This window comes from Streptomyces sp. NPDC057743, assembly GCF_042798755.1.
In the GTDB taxonomy this organism is placed as follows: domain Bacteria; phylum Actinomycetota; class Actinomycetes; order Streptomycetales; family Streptomycetaceae; genus Streptomyces.
In genome coordinates, this window is the sequence record NZ_JBHVJX010000016.1 from 177,997 (window position 1) to 196,517 (window position 18,521).

The 18,521-nt window shown below is 70.2% G+C and carries 19 protein-coding genes and 1 pseudogene; 18 read left to right on the forward strand and 2 right to left on the reverse strand.

What is annotated here, in order from left to right; translation table 11 throughout:
* The 3 genes from ACFVFQ_RS20325 (at position 1) to ACFVFQ_RS20335 (ending at position 3,191) form a co-directional block, all read left to right on the forward strand.
* Positions 1 to 1,302, forward strand: a complete 1,302-nt coding sequence (locus ACFVFQ_RS20325; RefSeq protein WP_383417878.1) for a site-2 protease family protein — start codon at positions 1 to 3, stop codon at positions 1,300 to 1,302.
* A 103-nt stretch (positions 1,303 to 1,405) separates the two neighbouring features.
* The gene (locus ACFVFQ_RS20330) at positions 1,406 to 2,389 is read left to right on the forward strand and encodes a tRNA (adenine-N1)-methyltransferase (protein WP_383417881.1); all 984 of its coding nucleotides are present in this window, start codon (positions 1,406 to 1,408) and stop codon (positions 2,387 to 2,389) included.
* Between the two features lie 214 nt (positions 2,390 to 2,603).
* Positions 2,604 to 3,191, forward strand: coding sequence for a hypothetical protein (locus ACFVFQ_RS20335; RefSeq protein WP_383417884.1), 588 nt, complete (start codon positions 2,604 to 2,606; stop codon positions 3,189 to 3,191).
* 92 nt (positions 3,192 to 3,283) lie between these two features.
* On the opposite strand, the gene ACFVFQ_RS20340 is transcribed toward ACFVFQ_RS20335, so the two are convergent.
* Positions 3,284 to 3,574: a ferredoxin gene (locus ACFVFQ_RS20340; protein WP_274916709.1), complete on the reverse strand. Its 291-nt coding sequence runs from the start codon at positions 3,572 to 3,574 to the stop codon at positions 3,284 to 3,286.
* Positions 3,575 to 3,824: 250 nt separating this feature from the next.
* On the opposite strand from ACFVFQ_RS20340, the gene arc reads away from it, so the two are divergent.
* The 6 genes and pseudogenes from arc (at position 3,825) to prcA (ending at position 9,812) form a co-directional block, all read left to right on the forward strand.
* Complete coding sequence (gene arc / locus ACFVFQ_RS20345; protein ID WP_383417888.1) at positions 3,825 to 5,591, forward strand: proteasome ATPase; 1,767 nt, start codon at positions 3,825 to 3,827, stop codon at positions 5,589 to 5,591.
* Between the two features lie 274 nt (positions 5,592 to 5,865).
* The gene (dop, locus tag ACFVFQ_RS20350; RefSeq protein WP_383417896.1) at positions 5,866 to 7,377 is read left to right on the forward strand and encodes a depupylase/deamidase Dop; all 1,512 of its coding nucleotides are present in this window, start codon (positions 5,866 to 5,868) and stop codon (positions 7,375 to 7,377) included.
* Between the two features lie 188 nt (positions 7,378 to 7,565).
* On the forward strand, positions 7,566 to 7,784 hold the full coding sequence (locus tag ACFVFQ_RS20355; RefSeq protein ID WP_274916712.1) for a ubiquitin-like protein Pup: 219 nt from the start codon (positions 7,566 to 7,568) through the stop codon (positions 7,782 to 7,784).
* A gap of 142 nt (positions 7,785 to 7,926) precedes the next feature.
* A pseudogene (locus tag ACFVFQ_RS20360) lies at positions 7,927 to 7,971 on the forward strand (hypothetical protein); the annotation flags it as partial.
* An 84-nt stretch (positions 7,972 to 8,055) separates the two neighbouring features.
* Complete coding sequence (gene prcB, locus ACFVFQ_RS20365; protein WP_383417977.1) at positions 8,056 to 8,901, forward strand: proteasome subunit beta; 846 nt, start codon at positions 8,056 to 8,058, stop codon at positions 8,899 to 8,901.
* Positions 8,902 to 8,972: 71 nt separating this feature from the next.
* Positions 8,973 to 9,812 carry a proteasome subunit alpha gene (gene prcA / locus ACFVFQ_RS20370; RefSeq protein ID WP_383417904.1) on the forward strand — a complete coding sequence of 280 codons (840 nt, stop codon included), beginning with the start codon at positions 8,973 to 8,975 and terminating at the stop codon, positions 9,810 to 9,812.
* Between the two features lie 56 nt (positions 9,813 to 9,868).
* On the opposite strand, the gene ACFVFQ_RS20375 is transcribed toward prcA, so the two are convergent.
* Positions 9,869 to 10,945 carry a LacI family DNA-binding transcriptional regulator gene (locus ACFVFQ_RS20375; protein ID WP_383417907.1) on the reverse strand — a complete coding sequence of 359 codons (1,077 nt, stop codon included), beginning with the start codon at positions 10,943 to 10,945 and terminating at the stop codon, positions 9,869 to 9,871.
* A 125-nt stretch (positions 10,946 to 11,070) separates the two neighbouring features.
* Between ACFVFQ_RS20375 and ACFVFQ_RS20380 the strand changes: the two genes are divergently transcribed.
* The 9 genes from ACFVFQ_RS20380 (at position 11,071) to tatA (ending at position 18,490) form a co-directional block, all read left to right on the forward strand.
* Positions 11,071 to 12,330, forward strand: a complete 1,260-nt coding sequence (locus ACFVFQ_RS20380) for an MFS transporter (protein WP_383417910.1) — start codon at positions 11,071 to 11,073, stop codon at positions 12,328 to 12,330.
* A gap of 9 nt (positions 12,331 to 12,339) precedes the next feature.
* Complete coding sequence (gene pafA / locus ACFVFQ_RS20385; protein WP_383417913.1) at positions 12,340 to 13,701, forward strand: Pup--protein ligase; 1,362 nt, start codon at positions 12,340 to 12,342, stop codon at positions 13,699 to 13,701.
* Positions 13,702 to 13,854: 153 nt separating this feature from the next.
* Positions 13,855 to 14,871, forward strand: coding sequence for an FKBP-type peptidyl-prolyl cis-trans isomerase (locus ACFVFQ_RS20390; protein WP_383417916.1), 1,017 nt, complete (start codon positions 13,855 to 13,857; stop codon positions 14,869 to 14,871).
* Between the two features lie 68 nt (positions 14,872 to 14,939).
* Positions 14,940 to 15,329 carry an FKBP-type peptidyl-prolyl cis-trans isomerase gene (locus ACFVFQ_RS20395; RefSeq protein ID WP_383417919.1) on the forward strand — a complete coding sequence of 130 codons (390 nt, stop codon included), beginning with the start codon at positions 14,940 to 14,942 and terminating at the stop codon, positions 15,327 to 15,329.
* A 118-nt stretch (positions 15,330 to 15,447) separates the two neighbouring features.
* Complete coding sequence (locus ACFVFQ_RS20400; protein WP_383417922.1) at positions 15,448 to 16,455, forward strand: helix-turn-helix transcriptional regulator; 1,008 nt, start codon at positions 15,448 to 15,450, stop codon at positions 16,453 to 16,455.
* A 14-nt stretch (positions 16,456 to 16,469) separates the two neighbouring features.
* A complete protein-coding gene (locus tag ACFVFQ_RS20405) occupies positions 16,470 to 17,420 on the forward strand; it encodes a helix-turn-helix transcriptional regulator (RefSeq protein WP_383417924.1) in 951 nt (316 codons plus the stop codon).
* 71 nt (positions 17,421 to 17,491) lie between these two features.
* Positions 17,492 to 17,740 (forward strand): hypothetical protein, encoded by a 249-nt coding sequence (locus tag ACFVFQ_RS20410; RefSeq protein ID WP_383417927.1) that lies wholly within the window; start codon positions 17,492 to 17,494, stop codon positions 17,738 to 17,740.
* A 26-nt stretch (positions 17,741 to 17,766) separates the two neighbouring features.
* On the forward strand, positions 17,767 to 17,976 hold the full coding sequence (locus tag ACFVFQ_RS20415; RefSeq protein WP_383417931.1) for a hypothetical protein: 210 nt from the start codon (positions 17,767 to 17,769) through the stop codon (positions 17,974 to 17,976).
* Between the two features lie 214 nt (positions 17,977 to 18,190).
* A complete protein-coding gene (gene tatA / locus ACFVFQ_RS20420) occupies positions 18,191 to 18,490 on the forward strand; it encodes a Sec-independent protein translocase subunit TatA (RefSeq protein ID WP_383417934.1) in 300 nt (99 codons plus the stop codon).
* Positions 18,491 to 18,521 lie beyond the last annotated feature (31 nt).

An 18,521-nucleotide genomic window follows, 5' to 3' on the forward strand; every position in this document is an offset into this window, starting at 1 on the left:
GTGGACGAGAGCGGGAAGCCGCAGGACCCCCAGGAGTCCGGGCAGGACCGGCCGCCCCAGCCGCCTGAGAACGCACCCGAGGGCTCCCAGGCGCCGCCGCGCCCACCGGACTCACCGCGGGGCACCGACCAGGAGAGCACCGGCACCAAGGCGCCCGGCGGCGGCATCCTCATGGGCCGGCCCTTCGGCGTGCCGGTCTACGTGGCGCCCAGTTGGTTCCTGGTCGCCGCCCTCATCACCTGGGTGTTCGGCGGTCAGTTGGAGCGCGTCCTCCCGGAGTTGGGCGCCGCCCGCTATCTGGTCTCGCTCTTCTTCGCGGTCGCCTTCTACGCCTCCGTGCTCGTCCACGAACTCGCCCACACCGTCGCGGCGCTCCGCTTCAAGCTGCCCGTCCGCCGGATCCAGCTCCAATTCTTCGGCGGCGTCTCCGAGATAGAGAAGGAATCCGAGACCCCCGGCCGGGAGTTCGTGCTGGCCTTCGTCGGCCCGCTCCTCTCCCTCGTCCTCGCCGGCGTCTTCTACGTGGGCATGCGCCTGGTCGCACCGGACACCGTTCCGGGCGTGCTGCTCGCCGGCCTGATGATCTCCAACCTCATCGTCGCGGTCTTCAACCTGCTGCCCGGCCTGCCCCTGGACGGCGGCCGGATGCTGCGCGCCGTCGTCTGGAAGATCACCGGCAGGCCGATGAGCGGCACCGTCGCCGCCGCCTGGGTCGGCCGCGCGCTCGCCGTCACCGTCCTCATCGGGCTGCCGCTGCTCACCCACACCGGCGCCCTCGGCCGGGCCCCCGAGGAGATCGGCGGCGCCGACTCGCTCACCGACGCGCTGCTCGCCGCCATCCTGGCCGCCATCATCTGGACCGGCGCCGGCAACAGCCTCCGCATGGCCCGGCTGCGCGAACGCCTCCCCGACCTCACCGCCCGTACGCTCACCCGGCGCGCCATCCCGATCGAGACCGACACCCCGCTCTCCGAGGCGCTGCGCCGCGCCAACGACGCCGGCGCCCGCGCCCTGGTCGTCGTCGACCGCCAGGGCTTCCCCACCGCCCTGGTCCGCGAGGCCGCCATCGTCGGCGTCCCCGAGCACCGCCGCCCCTGGGTGGCCGTCGGCAGCCTGGCCCAGGACCTCAAGGACGGCATGCGGGTCGGCGCCGAACTCGCCGGCGAGGACCTCCTGGACCACCTCCGCGCCACCCCCGCCACCGAGTACCTCGTCATCGAGCACACCGGCGCGATCTACGGCGTCCTCTCCGCCGCCGACGTGGAACGCGCCTTCGTCGCCGCCATGGCGCGCCCCTCCTGAGAGCCGCGACGGCAGGGGCCGGGGGGACCCCCGGCCCCGGCTGCCAACCCCCCTCCCGCCGTCCCTGGTACGGAGGACGGCGAACGGCCGGTAGGCTGGTCACATGTCCGAACCGACCGGTGCCGCCCGCCGTCGCGGGCCCTTCAAGGTCGGGGACCAGGTCCAGCTCACCGACCCCAAGGGACGCCACTACACGTTCACGCTCGAAGAGGGCAAGAGCTTCCACACCCACAAGGGAGCCTTCCCCCACGACGAGCTGATCGGTGCGCCCGAGGGCAGTGTTGTCCGTACCACCGGAAACGTCGCCTACCTCGCGCTGCGTCCGCTGCTCCCCGACTACGTCCTGTCCATGCCCCGCGGTGCCGCCGTGGTCTACCCCAAGGACGCGGGGCAGATCCTGGCGATGGCCGACATCTTCCCCGGGGCCCGCGTCGTGGAGGCGGGGGTGGGGTCCGGCTCGCTGAGCAGCTTCCTGCTGCGCGCCATCGGCGACCACGGCATGCTGCACTCCTACGAGCGCCGTGCCGACTTCGCGGAGATCGCCACCCAGAACGTCGAGCGGTACTTCGGCGAACCGCACCCCGCCTGGACGCTCACCGTCGGCGACCTCCAGGACAACCTGTCCGACACCGACGTCGACCGCGTCATCCTGGACATGCTCGCCCCCTGGGAGTGCCTGGAGGCCGTCTCCAAGGCCCTGGTGCCCGGCGGCATCCTGTGCGCCTACGTGGCCACGACCACGCAGCTGGCCCGCACCGTCGAGGCGATCCGCGAACACGGCACCTTCAACGAGCCGTCGGCCTGGGAGACCATGGTCCGCACCTGGCACGTGGAGGGTCTCGCCGTCCGCCCCGACCACCGCATGATCGGCCACACCGGCTTCCTGCTCACCGCCCGTCGGCTCGCCGACGGCGTGGAGCCCCCGCTTCGCCGCCGCCGCCCGGCCAAGGGCGCTTACGGCGAGGACTACGAAGGGCCCGGCAAGCGGGAGAAGACCGCCGCCGGCAAGCCCGACGGCACCGCCACCGGCACCGGTACCGCGGACGTCGCCACCGACCTCACCGACGGTTCGCCCGAGCGCGACTGACGCCAGGGCTCAACCACCCGAACCGGCCGGCGCCGCCGACGAGTTCCCCCACGCGGGAACCGTCGGCGGCGCCGTTTCGTTCTCCTCTCGGAGCGGTGCGAAGGACGCGTGCGGAAAGTGCATGAACTCCGCCCCGCTGGTTCCTTGCCGCCCCCGCCTGTGGAACGATGCTGGGCACTCCCACCGCCACAGCACCTCACAGGAGTTACCCCACGTGCAGCCCTTGGCAGGCCAGGACCTGTTGCACACCCAGCCCCACCCCATGCACTGGCTCGCCACCGCCACCGCCATCTCGGCGGTGATCGCGGTCTCGTCCCTGTTCCAACCCGTTGACGCGACCGCCACCGCCGCCGGCAACTCCACCGCCAAGTCCGCCCCGGTGGCCGCGGCGCCCGACCCGAGCCGGGTGGCGTTCCCGGTCAACTGCGGCCCCAACGGCGTGGACGTGGTGGAGAAGGTGTCCGGCGACCTCGACGGCGCCGGAAGCACCCAGACCGTCGCCGTGGTCCGTTGTCACAGCGAGGCCGGCACCCCACCCAGCGGCGTCTACGTCCTTGCGCAGCCCCCCGGTTCCAAGGGCGCGCCCCGCATCGTGGCGACGCTCCTGGCGCCCGCCCAACGACTCTCCGTCCAGGGCCTGGACCTCCAGGGGCGGGTGGTCTCCGCGACCGTCCAGGGCTACTCCTCGCCCGACGTCCCGCGCTACCTGCCGGACGTGCACAAGACCCTCAAGTGGCAATGGCAGGGCGGGAAGTTCGTCCAGAGTGAACTCCCCGCCACTACAGCGACCGAGGGTGCCTGATCCGTCGCGCGACGTGTGCGCGTCCAGTTTCTTCTACGTCTCGCCTACGCCGCGTCCGCGCAGCGTCTACGCCCTGTCAGCAACCGTGTTGCTCAGGCATCGGGTCCGTAGACCTCGACGCCGTCGGAGACCCGGCGCACGTGAATGCAGTCGCCGGGGCACTCGTTGGCAGAGTCCCGCACGTCGTTGAGGAGCGGCAGCGGTACGGGCGTTGTGGCGCCCTGCTCCTGCAACAACTCGTCGGCGGGGCTCTTCACGTAGGCCAGGCCGTCGATGTCGAGCTCGAAGACCTCGGGCGCGTATTGCGCGCAGATCCCGTCCCCGGTGCACAGGTCCTGGTCGATCCAGACTTCGAGCTCCGGTGCTTCGTCCTGCGCGGTCATCTCGCCTGCCGTTCCTGCTTACGTGAACCGTTTTTGTCTAAGTGGCGCCAGCCCTGACGGGTGTTGACCGTCTCGACGATACAACCGCTCGCTTTCCGATGTTGTTGGGTGGGTATTCCCCTGGCGTGAGGGACGTGCGCAAGGGTGAAGATCGGACACACCCCGACAGTCTTTTCGATCTAGGGGTTTCAACCTGCACCGGCCCAGGTAGGGTCTGGAAGCGTCCAGCTCCTTGGAGGAGGTGAGGACCGTGGCAGCCCACGACGACGACATCAACCGCGGCATCCGGCCGGGGCGCGGGTCTGAAGATCCAGCCGGTCAGGTTGCCTATCTTGAGCAGGAGATCGCCGTCCTGCGACGCAAGCTCGCCGACTCTCCGCGGCACACGAGGATTCTCGAAGAGCGGATCGTCGAGTTGCAGACCAACCTGGCCGGCGTTTCCGCCCAGAACGAACGCCTCGCCAATACGCTCCGCGAGGCCCGCGACCAGATCGTCGCCCTCAAGGAAGAGGTCGACCGACTCGCGCAGCCGCCGGCAGGATTCGGCGTCTTCCTGCAGGCGAACGACGACGACACCGTCGACATCTTCACCGGGGGCCGCAAGCTCCGGGTGAACGTCAGCCCCAGCGTCGAGGCCGAAGAGCTCCGGCGCGGCCAAGAGGTGATGCTCAACGAAGCGCTCAACGTGGTCGCGGCGATGGAGTTCGAGTCCGCCGGCGACATCGTCACGCTCAAGGAGATCCTTGAGGACGGCGAGCGCGCGCTGGTGATCGGGCACACCGACGAGGAGCGGGTGGTGCGGCTCGCCGAGCCACTGCTGGACATCACCATCCGCCCCGGCGACGCCCTGTTGCTCGACTCCCGCTCCGGCTACGTCTACGAGGTCATCCCCAAGAGCGAGGTCGAGGAACTGGTCCTCGAAGAGGTCCCGGACATCGACTACACCAAGATCGGCGGTCTGAGCGGTCAGATCGAGCAGATCCGGGACGCGGTCGAGCTCCCCTACCTCTACCCCGACCTCTTCAAGGAGCACGAACTCCGCCCGCCCAAGGGCGTCTTGCTCTACGGCCCGCCCGGCTGTGGCAAGACCCTCATCGCCAAGGCGGTCGCCAACTCCCTTGCCAAGAAGGTCGCGGAGGTGACCGGGCAGCCCGCAGGGAAGAGCTTCTTCCTGAACATCAAGGGCCCCGAGCTGCTCAACAAGTACGTCGGCGAGACGGAGCGGCACATCCGGCTGGTCTTCCAACGCGCCAGGGAGAAGGCGAGCGAGGGCACGCCCGTCATCGTCTTCTTCGACGAGATGGACTCGCTCTTCCGCACCCGCGGATCCGGTGTCAGCTCGGACGTGGAGAACACCATCGTCCCGCAGCTGCTCTCCGAGATCGACGGCGTCGAGGGCCTGGAGAACGTGATCGTCATCGGTGCCTCGAACCGCGAGGACATGATCGACCCCGCGATCCTGCGCCCCGGCCGGCTCGACGTGAAGATCAAGATCGAGCGTCCGGACGCCGAGGCGGCCAAGGACATCTTCTCGAAGTACCTGACCGAAAGGCTTCCGCTGCACTCCGACGATCTCGCCGAACACGGGAATTCCCGCAAGGCGGCGGTCAGCGGAATGATCCAGTCGGTCGTCGAGCAGATGTACGCGGAATCCGAGGAAAATCGCTTCCTGGAGGTCACCTATGCCAATGGTGACAAGGAAGTCCTCTACTTCAAGGACTTCAACTCCGGCGCGATGATCGAAAACATCGTGGGACGTGCCAAGAAGATGGCCATCAAGGCTTTCCTTGAGCACAACCAGAAAGGTCTGCGGGTCTCCCACCTCCTCCAGGCATGCGTGGATGAGTTCAAGGAGAACGAGGACCTGCCCAACACCACCAACCCGGACGACTGGGCCCGTATCTCCGGAAAGAAGGGCGAGCGGATCGTCTACATCCGCACCCTGGTCACCGGAAAGCAGGGCGCGGACACCGGCCGCTCCATCGACACGGTGGCGAATACCGGCCAATACCTGTAACACCGCTCTCCGGCTGCGGATGTCCTGCACGGGGCGTCCGCAGCCGGACGCTTTTCCGGGGCGTGCCCACCGCCTCGGTGAGCCAGCGACGGATCAGGGAAAACCGGACTGGAGCAATGACTGTAATGATCTCCCCAGCGCCGCAAAGGCGTTCTAGGCTCTTCGGTACCGCTGCGTCTCGCTGTGCGGACGCGGGGAACGCACACGGACCGGAAGCGCAGCGGTTTTTGAGCGCCTGCCCCATCCGGGGGCGCCGCCGGGCAAGGAGGGCCGCATGACCGTACGGCGAGTAATGGGAATCGAGACGGAGTACGGGATCTCCGTCCCCGGCCACCCGAACGCCAATGCCATGCTCACCTCGTCCCAGGTCGTCAACGCCTACGCGGCCGCGATGCACCGGGCACGACGTGCTCGCTGGGACTTCGAGGAGGAGAACCCGCTGCGGGACGCCCGCGGCTTCGACCTCGCCCGCGAGGCCGCCGACGCCAGTCAGCTCACGGACGAGGACATCGGCCTGGCCAACGTCATCCTCACCAACGGGGCCAGGCTCTACGTCGACCACGCCCACCCCGAGTACAGCGCCCCCGAGGTCACCAACCCCCGGGACGCGGTGCTCTGGGACAAGGCCGGCGAGCGGATCATGGCCGAGGCCGCCGAGCGCGCGTCCCAGGTACCCGGCGCCCAGCCCATCCACCTGTACAAGAACAACACCGACAACAAGGGCGCCTCCTACGGGACGCACGAGAACTACCTGATGAAACGGGAGACCCCGTTTTCGGACATCGTGCGACACCTGACGCCGTTCTTCGTCTCCCGGCAGGTGGTCACCGGCGCCGGACGGGTCGGCATCGGTCAGGACGGGCACGAGCACGGCTTCCAGATCAGCCAGCGCGCCGACTACTTCGAGGTGGAGGTGGGCCTGGAGACGACCCTCAAGCGTCCCATCATCAACACCCGCGACGAGCCGCACGCGGACGCCGAGAAGTACCGCCGGCTGCACGTGATCATCGGCGACGCCAACCTCTCCGAGATCTCGACGTACCTGAAGCTGGGCACCACCGCGCTGGTGCTGTCCATGATCGAGGACGGCTTCATCGCCGTCGATCTCGCCGTCGACCAGCCGGTCCGTGCCCTGCACCAGGTCTCGCACGACCCGTCGCTGGGTCATCTGATCACGCTTCGGAGCGGCCGCACGCTGACCGCGGTGCAACTCCAGATGGAGTACTTCGAGCTGGCCCGCAAGTACGTCGAGGACCGCTACGGCGCGGACGCGGACGAGCAGACCCGGGACGTGCTCTCCCGGTGGGAGGACGTGCTGGGGCGGCTGGAGAACGACCCGATGAGCCTGGCCGGGGAGCTGGACTGGGTCGCCAAACGGGAGCTCATGGAGGGCTACCGGCGCCGTGACGGCCTGGACTGGGACGCCGCCCGGCTGCACCTCATCGACCTCCAGTACGCCGATGTGCGCGCCGAGAAGGGCCTGTACAACCGCCTGGCGGCCCGTGGCCGGATGCAGCGGCTGTTGGACGAGCCCGCGGTGGAGCAGGCCCAGCTGAAGCCTCCGGAGGACACCAGGGCCTATTTCCGGGGGCGTTGCCTGGAGCAGTACGCGGACGATGTGGCCGCGGCCTCGTGGGATTCGGTCATCTTCGACCTGCCCGGTCGGGACTCCCTCCAGCGCGTGCCCACGCTGGAGCCGCTGCGCGGGACCCGTAAGCACGTCAAGGAGCTACTGGACCGTTGCCGTACGGCAGAGGAGCTGGTCAGGACGTTGTCGGGGCGCTGAGGTGGGGCAGGTTCATGGCAAATCAGCCATGATCCACGGCCGTTCGACGGCTGAAAGGGGCGCGGTGCGGGAATCATCGAGGTGACTCCCGGGCGTTGCAGGAAGTGCAGGGCCGATGTCGGACCCTGCTTGTAGGGTCGGATCTTGAAGGTCACATCGAGCGGGGCAAACCGAGCGGGGTGAGGGATATGGCGACCAAGGACACCGGCGGCGGACAGCAGCGGGCCACCCGGTCCACCGAAGAGGTCGAGGAGCAGGCCCAGGACGCGGAGGTCTCGGGGGACCTCAAGGAGCGCCAGGAGAAATTGTCCGACGACGTCGATTCCGTTCTGGACGAGATTGACGATGTCCTTGAGGAAAATGCCGAGGATTTCGTGCGGTCATTTGTCCAAAAAGGCGGACAGTAAGCGCAAATCGGGCGCTTATCTCTGACGCTCGCCGGTCGGCGTGCTGTGCGCGGGGCGAAGAGAATTCCCGCGCCGGCGCCCGGCCGGCGAGCGTGGCTTCGGGCGGGCGCCGCCCGGCCCGTCGGATACCGGATCCCGACATGTGGATCACGGCTCCAAGGCGGGTAGGGTCCGAGACGTACTCTGCTTCGGCTGCAACGCAGCCTTGGGTCAATTCATGGATCGGCCGGACGTACCTCGGGCGGGCGGCCGAGTATCCGGAAGGAAACGTGTGGAAGCCAACACTCCAAGCACCGGGCGTCTGCCGGCTGCCTTCCTGACGCCTGGATCCTCGTCGTTCGTGGACTTCCTCGGGCAGCACGCGCCCGGGCTGTTGCCGGGCAACCGCACGGTGCCGCCGGTGCAGGGGGCCTTCGAGGCCCCGCACGGGACGACCATCGTGGCGGCCTCGTTCCCCGGCGGTGTGGTGCTCGCCGGCGACCGGCGGGCCACGATGGGCAACGTCATCGCGCAGCGCGACATCGAGAAGGTCTTCCCGGCCGACGAGTACTCGGCGGTCGGCATCGCGGGCACGGCCGGTCTCGCGGTGGAGATGGTCAAGCTGTTCCAACTGGAGCTGGAGCACTTCGAGAAGGTCGAGGGGGCCCAACTCTCCCTGGAGGGCAAGGCGAACCGGCTCTCGACGATGATCCGCAGCAACCTCGGGATGGCCATGCAGGGCCTCGCCGTGGTGCCGCTGTTCGCCGGTTACGACCTCGACCGTGAGAAGGGCCGGATCTTCTCGTACGACGTCACCGGCGGGCGCTCGGAGGAGCACGGCTTCTCGGCCACCGGCTCCGGTTCGGTCTTCGCGCGCAGCGCGCTGAAGAAGCTGTTCCGGGAGGACTTCACGGAGCATCAGGCCGCCACCGCCGTCGTCCAGGCGCTCTACGACGCCGCCGACGACGACTCGGCGACCGGCGGTCCTGACATGGCACGGCGGATCTACCCCATCGTCACGGTGATCACCGAAGAGGGCTTCAAGAAGCTGACCGAGGCCGAGGTTTCGGAGATCGCCCGCGCCGTGCACGAACGACGTCTCGACCAGCCCGACGGCCCGCGCGCCGCGCTGCTCTGACGGGACGGATGGTTGTAGCGGTGCGCCCCCAGACAGCGGATAAGCTTTTGACAGGAAGGGACGGATAGCCGGTGTCGACGCCGTTCTATGTCTCACCCCAGCAGGCCATGGCCGACCGCGCCGAGTACGCCCGCAAGGGCATCGCGCGCGGCCGCAGCGTCGTGGTGCTGCAGTACACCGACGGCGTGCTCTTCGTCGCCGAGAATCCCTCCCGGGCCCTGCACAAGGTCAGCGAGATCTACGACCGGATCGCCTTCGCGGCGGTCGGCAAGTACAACGAGTTCGAGAACCTGCGGATCGGCGGCGTCCGCTACGCCGACCTGCGCGGCTACACCTACGACCGGGAAGACGTGACCGCCCGCGGGCTGGCCAACGTCTACGCGCAGACGCTCGGCACGATCTTCTCCAGCGCGGCCGAGAAGCCCTACGAGGTCGAGTTGATCGTCGCCGAGGTGGGCAACGCCCCGGAGGACGACCAGATTTACCGGCTGCCGCACGACGGCTCGATCGTCGACGAGCACGGCTCGGTCGCGGTGGGCGGCAACTCCGACCAGATCAGCAGCTATCTCGACCAGCGGCACCGCGACGGGATGAGTCTGGCGGAGGCGCTGCGGCTGGCGGTCGAGTCGCTCTCCCGGGACACCAACGGCGGCGAGCGGACGCTGACCGCCGAGCACCTTGAGGTCGCGGTGCTGGACCGCACCCGCCCGCAGAAGCGGAAGTTCAAGCGCATCCTGGGGCGCCAGCTCTCCCGGTTGCTGGACGAGCACGCCGCCGCGGAGAAGGAGAAGGACGGGTCCGGGGAGGGCGCGGGGGAGTCCTCGGACGCCGCCGGTGCCGGTGGCAATGGCAAGGACGCCGGGAAGAAGGACGCCGACGGCGCGGAGGAGTCCGGCGCCGCGGAGGAGTAGCCGTTCGCGGCCGGCCGCTGCGCCGGTCGTCCGTGCGGGCCGCGCGCCCCGGTGGGTCAACTCCCGCCGGGGCGCGCGGCGTTGTGCGCACCGTCCGGAGGCGGTGCCGTGGAGCCGCGCGGGACGAGGGTGACGGGCAGGGTGGCGGCGTCGGCCGGGGTGCCGTCGAGGACGGCCAGCAGGGCCCGCATGCCGGCCTCGCCGAACTCCTCGGCCGGGAGCCGAACCGTCGTCAACTCCGGTTCCACGGCGAGCGCGAGGGCCAGGTCGTCGAAGCCGGTGACCGAGATGTCCTCGGGGATCCGCAGCCCGAGGCGGCGCACCGCCTTGCAGGCGCCGGCGGCGATGATGTCGTCGTCGCACAGCAGCGCGGTGGGGCGCGGGCCGGGGGCGGTGAGCGCGGCGTGCGCGGCGCGCAGGCCGGCGTCGACGTTGAGTGCGGTGGGCTGCCGGCGCAGCGTCGCGTCGGGGACGCCGGCCAGGGCGTCGGTCAGCGCCCGGGCGCGGACGGCGAAGGTCCAGGAGTCCACGTCGGCCGCGAGGTGGGTGATCCGGCGGTGGCCCAGGCCCGTGAGGTGGGTGGTCAACTGCCGTACGCCGTCGGCGATATCGAGGTTGACGACGGCAAAGGCGGCGCGGTCGTCGGGGTCGCTGTCGAGCATCACCAGCGGCAGCCCGGCGGTGCGCAGCGCGGCGAGGGCGTCGGCCGCCATCGAGGAGGCGATGACGCCGTCCAGCGCGGCGGCGGCGGAGTCGAAGGGGTCGCGTGCCGGGCCGGTTCCCTCGGGGGACGGGTAGAGGACCACGCCGAAGTCGTGGTCGGCGGCGACCCGGGCGGCGCCGGTGAAGACCCGGGCGAAGAACTCGGTGGTCAGCGCGGGGACGACGAGCAGCGCGGTGCGGGTGCGGCCGGTGCGCAGGCTGCGGGCCGCGAGGTTGGGGCGGTAGCCGAGGTCGCGGGCGGCCGCCCGGACCGCCTCGGCCTTGCCGGCGGAGACCCGGCCGCGCCACTTGTCGCCGAGGACCAGGGAGACCGCGGCCTGCGAGACGCCGGCGGCGCGGGCGACATCGCGGCTGGTGGCTCGGGAGCCAGCCCGGTGGCTGGCGGGCGCGGTGGCCTCGTTGCTGGTCACCGGGTGTGTCACTCCTTGGGGCCGGCGCTGCGGGGGTGGACCCGCTCACTGCCGACATGGTACGTATGACCCGCACGTTATACGTAACACGTCCCGGCTCCCGGGCCGGGCGGAGAGGGGCAGGCGTGGCCGCGGGATATGCGGAATTGCTCAGGACCCGATATGCCGCCCGGCTGCTGGCCGGGACCCTGGTCGGCAGGCTGCCGAACGCCACCGCCGGGCTGGCGGTGGTCCTCTACGTCCGGGAGCAGGGCGGCAGTTACGCGCTCGCCGGCGCGCTGTCCGCCGTCTACGGCGTCTGCACCGCCATCGGCCAGCCGCTGCTCGGCCGCGCCGTCGACGTGTACGGGCAGCCCAGGGTGATGCTGCCCGCGGCGGCGTGCTCCGCGTTCGGCATGGCGCTGCTGACCGTCGTGGGGGTCGCGCCACACTGGCCCGCCGTGCTCGCCATGGTGGTCGCCGGGGTGTGCACCCCACCGCTGGAGGGCGGGCTGCGGGCGCTGTGGCCCAACGTGCTCAAGCGGCCGGACCGGGTGCACTCGGCGTACGCGCTCGACGCGGTGGCGCAGGAAGTCATGTTCGCGGTGGGCCCGTTGCTGGTCACGCTCTGCGTGGCGGCCTGGTCGGCGGCGGCCGCGCTGCTGGTGATCAACGCGATCGGGGTGCTGGGCGCGCTCTCCGTCGTGGTCTCCGCGCCGTCCCGGGAGTGGCGCAGCGCGCCCCGGGAGGCGCACTGGCTGGGCGCGCTGCGTTCGCCGGGGATGCTGGTGCTGATCGGCGCGTTCTTCTTCGTCGGGCTGGCGCTGGGGTCGATCGCGGTGGCCGCGGTGGCCTACGCCGACCGGCACGGCGGCGGGATGGTCTCCAGCTATCTGCTCTCCGCGCTCGGGGTGGGCGCGTTGGCCGGGGGGCTGGTCTACGGCGCCCGGCAGTGGCCGGGGCGGCCGGAGGCGCGGCTGCGGCTGCTCGTCGCGCTGTTGGCGCTCGGGTACCTACCGCTCTTCCTGGTGCCGGGTGTTGTGGGGATGACGGCGTTGACCGGCGTCGCCGGGGTGTTCCTGGCGCCGTCGCTGGCCTGTGCGTTCGTGGTGGTGGACCGGCATGCGCCCAAGGGGACGGTGACGGAGGCGTTCTCGTGGTTGGTGACCACGTTCGGGGTCGGTTCGGCGGTGGGTGCCTCGGTGGCCGGACCGGCGTTGGAACGCGGCGGACCGGCCGCGGGGTTCGCGGTCGCGGGGGCCGGCGGGATGGCCGCGTTGGTGGTTCTTTTGTCGATGAAGCGATTCCTGGGCGATCCGGTGGCGCCGGCCGAGCCGCCCGTCGGGACGGAAAATGATCGGAACGGGGCTGTCGAACCCGGTTTCAGAGCAGGCCATCAGGCGTAATGTTCAGTCATGGACCGCCGCATTTTCGGGCTGGAGAACGAGTACGGCGTCACGTGCACGTTCAGGGGACAGCGCCGACTGTCGCCTGACGAAGTGGCGCGGTACCTCTTCCGCCGTGTCGTGTCATGGGGCCGCAGCAGCAATGTCTTCCTGCGGAACGGCGCCCGCCTGTACTTGGACGTGGGATCACACCCGGAATACGCAACTCCCGAGTGCGACAACGTGACCGAGCTGGTCACCCACGACAAGGCCGGCGAGCGCATTCTCGAAGGTCTGCTCGTCGACGCAGAACGCCGCCTGCACGAGGAGGGAATCGCGGGCGACGTCTATCTCTTCAAGAACAACACCGATTCGGCGGGAAACTCCTACGGCTGCCACGAGAACTATCTGGTGGCCCGGCACGGTGAGTTCTCTCGGCTCGCGGACATCCTCATTCCGTTTCTGGTCACCCGGCAGTTGCTGTGCGGGGCCGGCAAGGTGCTGCAGACGCCGCGCGGTGCGGTCTACTGCGTCAGTCAGCGCGCCGAGCACATCTGGGAGGGCGTCTCCTCGGCGACCACCCGCTCCCGACCGATCATCAACACCCGCGACGAACCGCACGCGGACGCCGAGCGCTACCGCCGGCTGCACGTCATCGTCGGCGACTCGAACATGTCCGAGACCACGATGATGCTCAAGGTCGGCGCCACCGATCTGGTGTTGCGGATGATCGAGGCCGGCACCGTCATGCGCGATCTGACGCTGGAGAACCCGATCCGGGCGATCCGCGAGGTCAGCCACGACACCACCGGACAGCGCAAGGTGCGGCTGGCCAGCGGGCGCGAGGCGTCCGCGCTCGAAGTGCAGCAGGAGTACTACGAAAAGGCCGTGGATTTCTGCGACCGCCGCGGAATCCGCACCGGACTCGTCGAGCGCGTCCTGGAGTTGTGGGGCCGCACCCTCGAAGCCGTCCGCGACCAGGAACTCGACCGGATTGCCACCGAGATCGACTGGGTGATGAAGCATCAGCTCATCGAGCGATACCGCACGAAGCACAACATCAGCATGTCCCACCCGCGGGTGGCGCAGATAGACCTCGCGTATCACGACATCCACCGCCGCCGGGGCCTTTACTACCTCCTGGAGCGCAAGGGCCAAGCGGCGCGGATCTGCAACGACTTGAAGATCTTCGAGGGCAAGTCGGTTCCGCCGCAGACCACACGGGCGCGGCTGCGCGGGGACTTCATTCGCCGGGCCCAGGAGCAGCGCCGCGATTTCACGGTCGACTGGGTGCATCTGAAGCTCAACGACCAGGCGCAGCGCACGGTCCTGTGCAAGGACCCGTTCCGTTCCGTGGACGATCGGGTGGAGAAGCTGATCGCCGGCATGTGAGCGTGGCACACCCACGGCGGTGCGCCGGGAGCCGAATGGTCCCGGCGCATTGTCGTGTGCGGATCGGCCGCTGTGTTTGCCACAAGCGGTCACAGCGACAGGTCGTAGAGTGGCGGGCATTGCCCATCTTCCCCACGAGCCCGAGTTGGACAGATGCTGAATTCTTCCGGGGGCCGCTTCCCCCGTCCCCTCGCCACGCACACCCGCCGCGCCGCCGCTGCCGCGCTCGCCGTGCCCGTGCTGCTCCTCGCCGCCGCCTGCGGGAACGACGACGGCAAGAGCTCCGACGCCGCGGTGGTCAAGGTGACGGGCAAGCCGGGCGCGAAGCCCACCATCTCCGTGCCCAAGGACGCCAAGCCGGCCGACAAGGCCGTCACCAAGACCCTGATCGAGGGGAAGGGCGCGACCGTCAACAAGGGCGACCTGGTCCGTCTCGACTTCTCCGCGCAGACCATGAAGGGCCAGAACCTCGGCAGCAGCTGGACGCCGCAGCCGGGCGCCAAGCCGGGGGCGGCGCGCACCCAGGTCGTCACCGAGGTCACCGACCAGATGACGCAGCAGATGCTGCCGCCGAAGGTGCTGACCTCGGCGGCCGGGCAGAAGGTCGGCGGCCGCTTCGAGGTCGAGGGCACCGCCAAGGCGCTGATCGGCGAGGGCCTCAACCCGCAGTCCGGGATCAAGCCGGAGGACGGCCTGGTCTGGGTCGTGGACGTGGTCGGCGCGAAGAAGGTGGACAAGAAGGCGAAGGCCGAGGGCACCCAGGCGGCGCCGGAGGACGGCATGCCGGAGGTGAAGGCCGCGGACGACAAGGCCGCCACGATCACCGTCCCCAAGGGGGAGAAGGCGCCCACCGACCTCAAGCAGCAGGTGCTGATCAAGGGCAAGGGCCCGGAGGTCAAGGCCGGTGACGGGCTCATCGCCCAGTACACCGGCGTCAAGTGGGAGGACGGGAAGAAGTTCGACTCGTCGTGGGACCACGGTGGCGCGACCGCCTTCCAGATCGGCACCGGGCAGGTCGTCCAGGGCTGGGACAAGGCGCTGGTCGGCAAGCACGTCGGGGACCGGGTGGAGATCGTGATCCCGCCGAAGCTGGGCTACGGGGCCAGCCCGCAGCACCAGTTGGCGAAGAACACCCTGGTCTTCGTGGTCGACATCGTCGGCACGGTCTGACCTGGCGGCCATCGGGATCTGCGAGACTGACCCGGTAATCGAAAAGATTCGCAAGTAGGAGCACGTTCGTGAGCAGCAACTTCCCGGGCGCCGACAAGCCCGAGATCGACTTCCCCGAGGGCCCGGTTCCCACCGACCTGGAGATCGTGGACCTGTGGGAGGGCGACGGGCCGGTCGCCAAGGCCGGGGACCAGGTCTCCGTGCACTACGTCGGCGTCTCTTACAGCACCGGTGAGGAGTTCGACGCGAGCTGGAACCGCGGCAAGCCGCTGCAGTTCGAGCTGGGCGCCGGCCAGGTCATTCCGGGCTGGGACCAGGGCGTGCAGGGCATGAAGGTGGGCGGCCGTCGTCGGCTGACCATCCCGCCGCACCTCGCCTACGGCGAGCGCGGCGCCGGCGGTGGTCGGATCGCGCCCAACGAGACGCTGATCTTCGTCTGCGACCTGGTCTCCGTCTGAGCGACCCCGCAGTACGTCCCGAGGGTCCGTGCCGCCCGGCGGTGCGGGCCCTCGGCTTTTGCGGTACGCACACAGGGCGGTACGGTCACCCGTTGGGAGCTAACGAGAGAGGGCGTCGATGGCGATTGCCAAGGCCGAGCGGCTGATGAATCTGGCGCTGTGCCTGTTGGGGACGCGACGCCCGTTGACCAAGCACGAGCTGCGGTCCTCGATCGAGGCATACGTCGAGACCTTCGGATCGGGCAGGGGGGCGGCGTTCGGTTCGGGGAGCGCCTCCGACGACTCCTTCAACCGGATGTTCGAGCGGGACAAGGACGACCTGCGCGAGCTGGGCTTGGTCATCGAGACCGTCGACGGCATCGACGGCGAGATCGGCTACCTGGCCCGCCGCGACAGCAACCGACTGCCCCCGATCACCCTCGACGCCGAGGAGTCCGCGGCCCTGGGCCTGGCCGCCAAGGTCTGGCAGCAGGCCCGGCTGGCCGGCGCGGCGAGCGGCGCGCTCCAGAAGCTGCGGGCGGCCGGGATGCCGCTGACCGGGGAGCGCGACGACGTGGACGCCGGGCAGCCGCACAGCGCCCTGGAGCCCCGGATCCCCACCCACGAGGCGGCCTTCGAGCCGCTGATGCTGGCCTGCCGGGACCGCCGCCCGGTCGTCTTCGACTACCGCAAGTCCAACGCCGCCCGCCCCGAGCCGCGCCACCTCGAACCGTGGATCCTGGAGTGCTGGCGCGGCCACTGGTACGTCGCCGGCTGGGACCGCGACCGCGGCGCCGAGCGGGTCTTCAGGCTCTCCCGGATCACCGGCAAGGTCCGTTCCCGGCAAGGGAAGTTCACCGCCCCGGTGCCCGACCACGTCACCGTCCGGGAGACCGTCGAGCGCTGGGCGGGCGAGGCCGCGACCGGCACCGCGCGGATCACGTTGCGCGCCGGGCACGGCTATCCGCTGCGCGCCCGGGCGCTGGCCGTCCGCGAACTGGGCGACGGCTGGGACGAGTTGGAGATCCCCTACGGGCACGGGCTGGACGCCTGGCTGGTGGAGTTCGGGCCCGACGTGATCGTACTGGAGCCGGCGGAGCTGCGCACCGAGGTCATCGACCGGCTGCGCGCCGTGGCCAAGGGCTGAGAGGGGACGGGACCATGGCTGCGAACGCGATCGACCAGACCCGCCGGATGCTGTCGCTGGTGACGTACCTGCGCGAGCGCCCCGGCGCCCGCGTCGGCGATGTCGCGCGCGCCTTCGGCATCACCGAGGACGAGCTGATCGCCGACCTCGACGTGTTGCCGATGTGCGGGACGAGTTTCCGCGGCGGCGACCTGATGGACATCGACACCGACGGCGACCGGATCTGGTGGCACAACCCCGACGACGTCGCCGAGCCGCTGCGGCTGGCCGCCGACGAGGCGACCGCGCTGCTGGTCGCGGCGCGCGCGGTGGCCACCCTCCCGGGGCTGCGCGAGGGCGACCGGCAGGCGCTGCTGCGGGCCACCGCGAAGCTGGAGGCGGCGGCCGGCGAGGCGGCCGGGGCCAGCTCCCGACTGGCGGTGACCTTCGAGTCCGAGGGCGGGGTCTTCGCCGACGTGGACCGGGCGATCGCCGAGCGGCGCCGGCTGTGGCTGCGCTACTACTCCCCGGCCCGCGACGAGTTGACCGAGCGCGAGGTGGACCCGATCCGGCTGTTCGCCGTCGGTCACACCTACATGGAGGCGTGGTGCCGGCTCTCCGAGGCCCGGCGCACCTTCCGGCTCGACCGGGTCGCCGAGATCAGGCTGCTGGACGCGCCCGCCGACCCGCCGCCGGTCGAACTGCGGGACCTGTCGGAGGGGTTGGTGCAGCCGGCGGCCGAGGATCCCGAGGTCGCCATCGAGGTCGGGCCCGGCGGCCGGTGGGTCGCCGAGTACTACCCGCACGACAGCGCCGAGGAACTGCCCGACGGGGGGCTGCGGATCACCCTGCGCACGCCCGACCCGGCCTCGCTGCGCCGGCTGGCGCTGCGGCTGGGCGGGGACGGCCGGATCGTGTCGCCGCCGGCGCTCGCACAGAGCGCCCGGGAGGCGGCCCGGCAGGCGCTCGCGGCGTACGGCGAGTGAGACCGGCCCGCCCTCGGGCGGGCCGGCGCACCGATGACCGTAGGAGAAGGCAGCGAAGGATGACGACCACGATGGCGACGACCACTCTGGCGGACATGGCCGCTCCGGTGCTCTTCAAGGCGGCCTGCCCGGTGTGCCGGGGACGCTTCGAACTGGCCTCGGACGCCCTCCGGTTGGCCATCGGCGCCAGCCGCCGCACCACCTTCTACGCCTTCACCTGCCCCGACTGCGGCCGCGCGGTGCGCCGGCCGGCCGGAGAGCGGATCGTGGAGCTGCTCACCGGCGGCGGGGTGCGCACGCTGCGGCTGCACGCCGGCTGATCCGCACCGCCCGATAGGCTCGCCCCATGTTCTGGCCCATGCTCGCCGTCGTCCTCGGTTTCCTGGGGATCGCCGTCCTCGGCGTCCTCGCCGTCCGCGTCTTCGCCCAGGTGCGCAGACTGTCCCGGGAGGTCGGCACGGCGACGGAGCGGATCCAGCGGGCGACCGAGGACCTGGAGCGGGCCGCGGTGCCGCTCGCCTCCCGGATGCACGACATGGGACGCGACCGGAGCTGACCGACGGCGACCTCTGCTGTCGCGGGCGTGCGGGCGGTAGGCTGCTGGGCGGTTCAGGCGGCCCGGGGTGGTCGGGGCAATCCGGAATATGCACGGGGATTGCCGGACGTTCACCACCGAACGTTACGATCGAGGCAACCACCAGGACGCCAGTCCGACCCCCCATCGGCAGGCACCACAGGAGACGCCGCCCAAGGCGAGAAGGTAGTCGCACATGCTAGCCAACCTGAGGCCCACCGAGATTCTGCTGATCATCGCCGTGATCTTCCTGCTGTTCGGCGCGAAGAAGCTGCCGGACATGGCGCGTTCGCTCGGCAAGTCGGCCCGCATCCTCAAGAGCGAGGCCAAGGCGATGAAGAAGGAGGGCGAGGCGGAGAAGGCGGCCGAGGGTGGCGCCGCGTCCCAGACGCCCGCCGACGCCGCGCAGCAGGCGCCTCGTACCATTCAGGCTGCGCCTGGTGACGTTTCCAGCTCGCGGCCCGTGGCCGAGCCGAACCGCACCAACCAGAGCTGACCGAGCCGATCCGGCCGTACCGACACCGTCG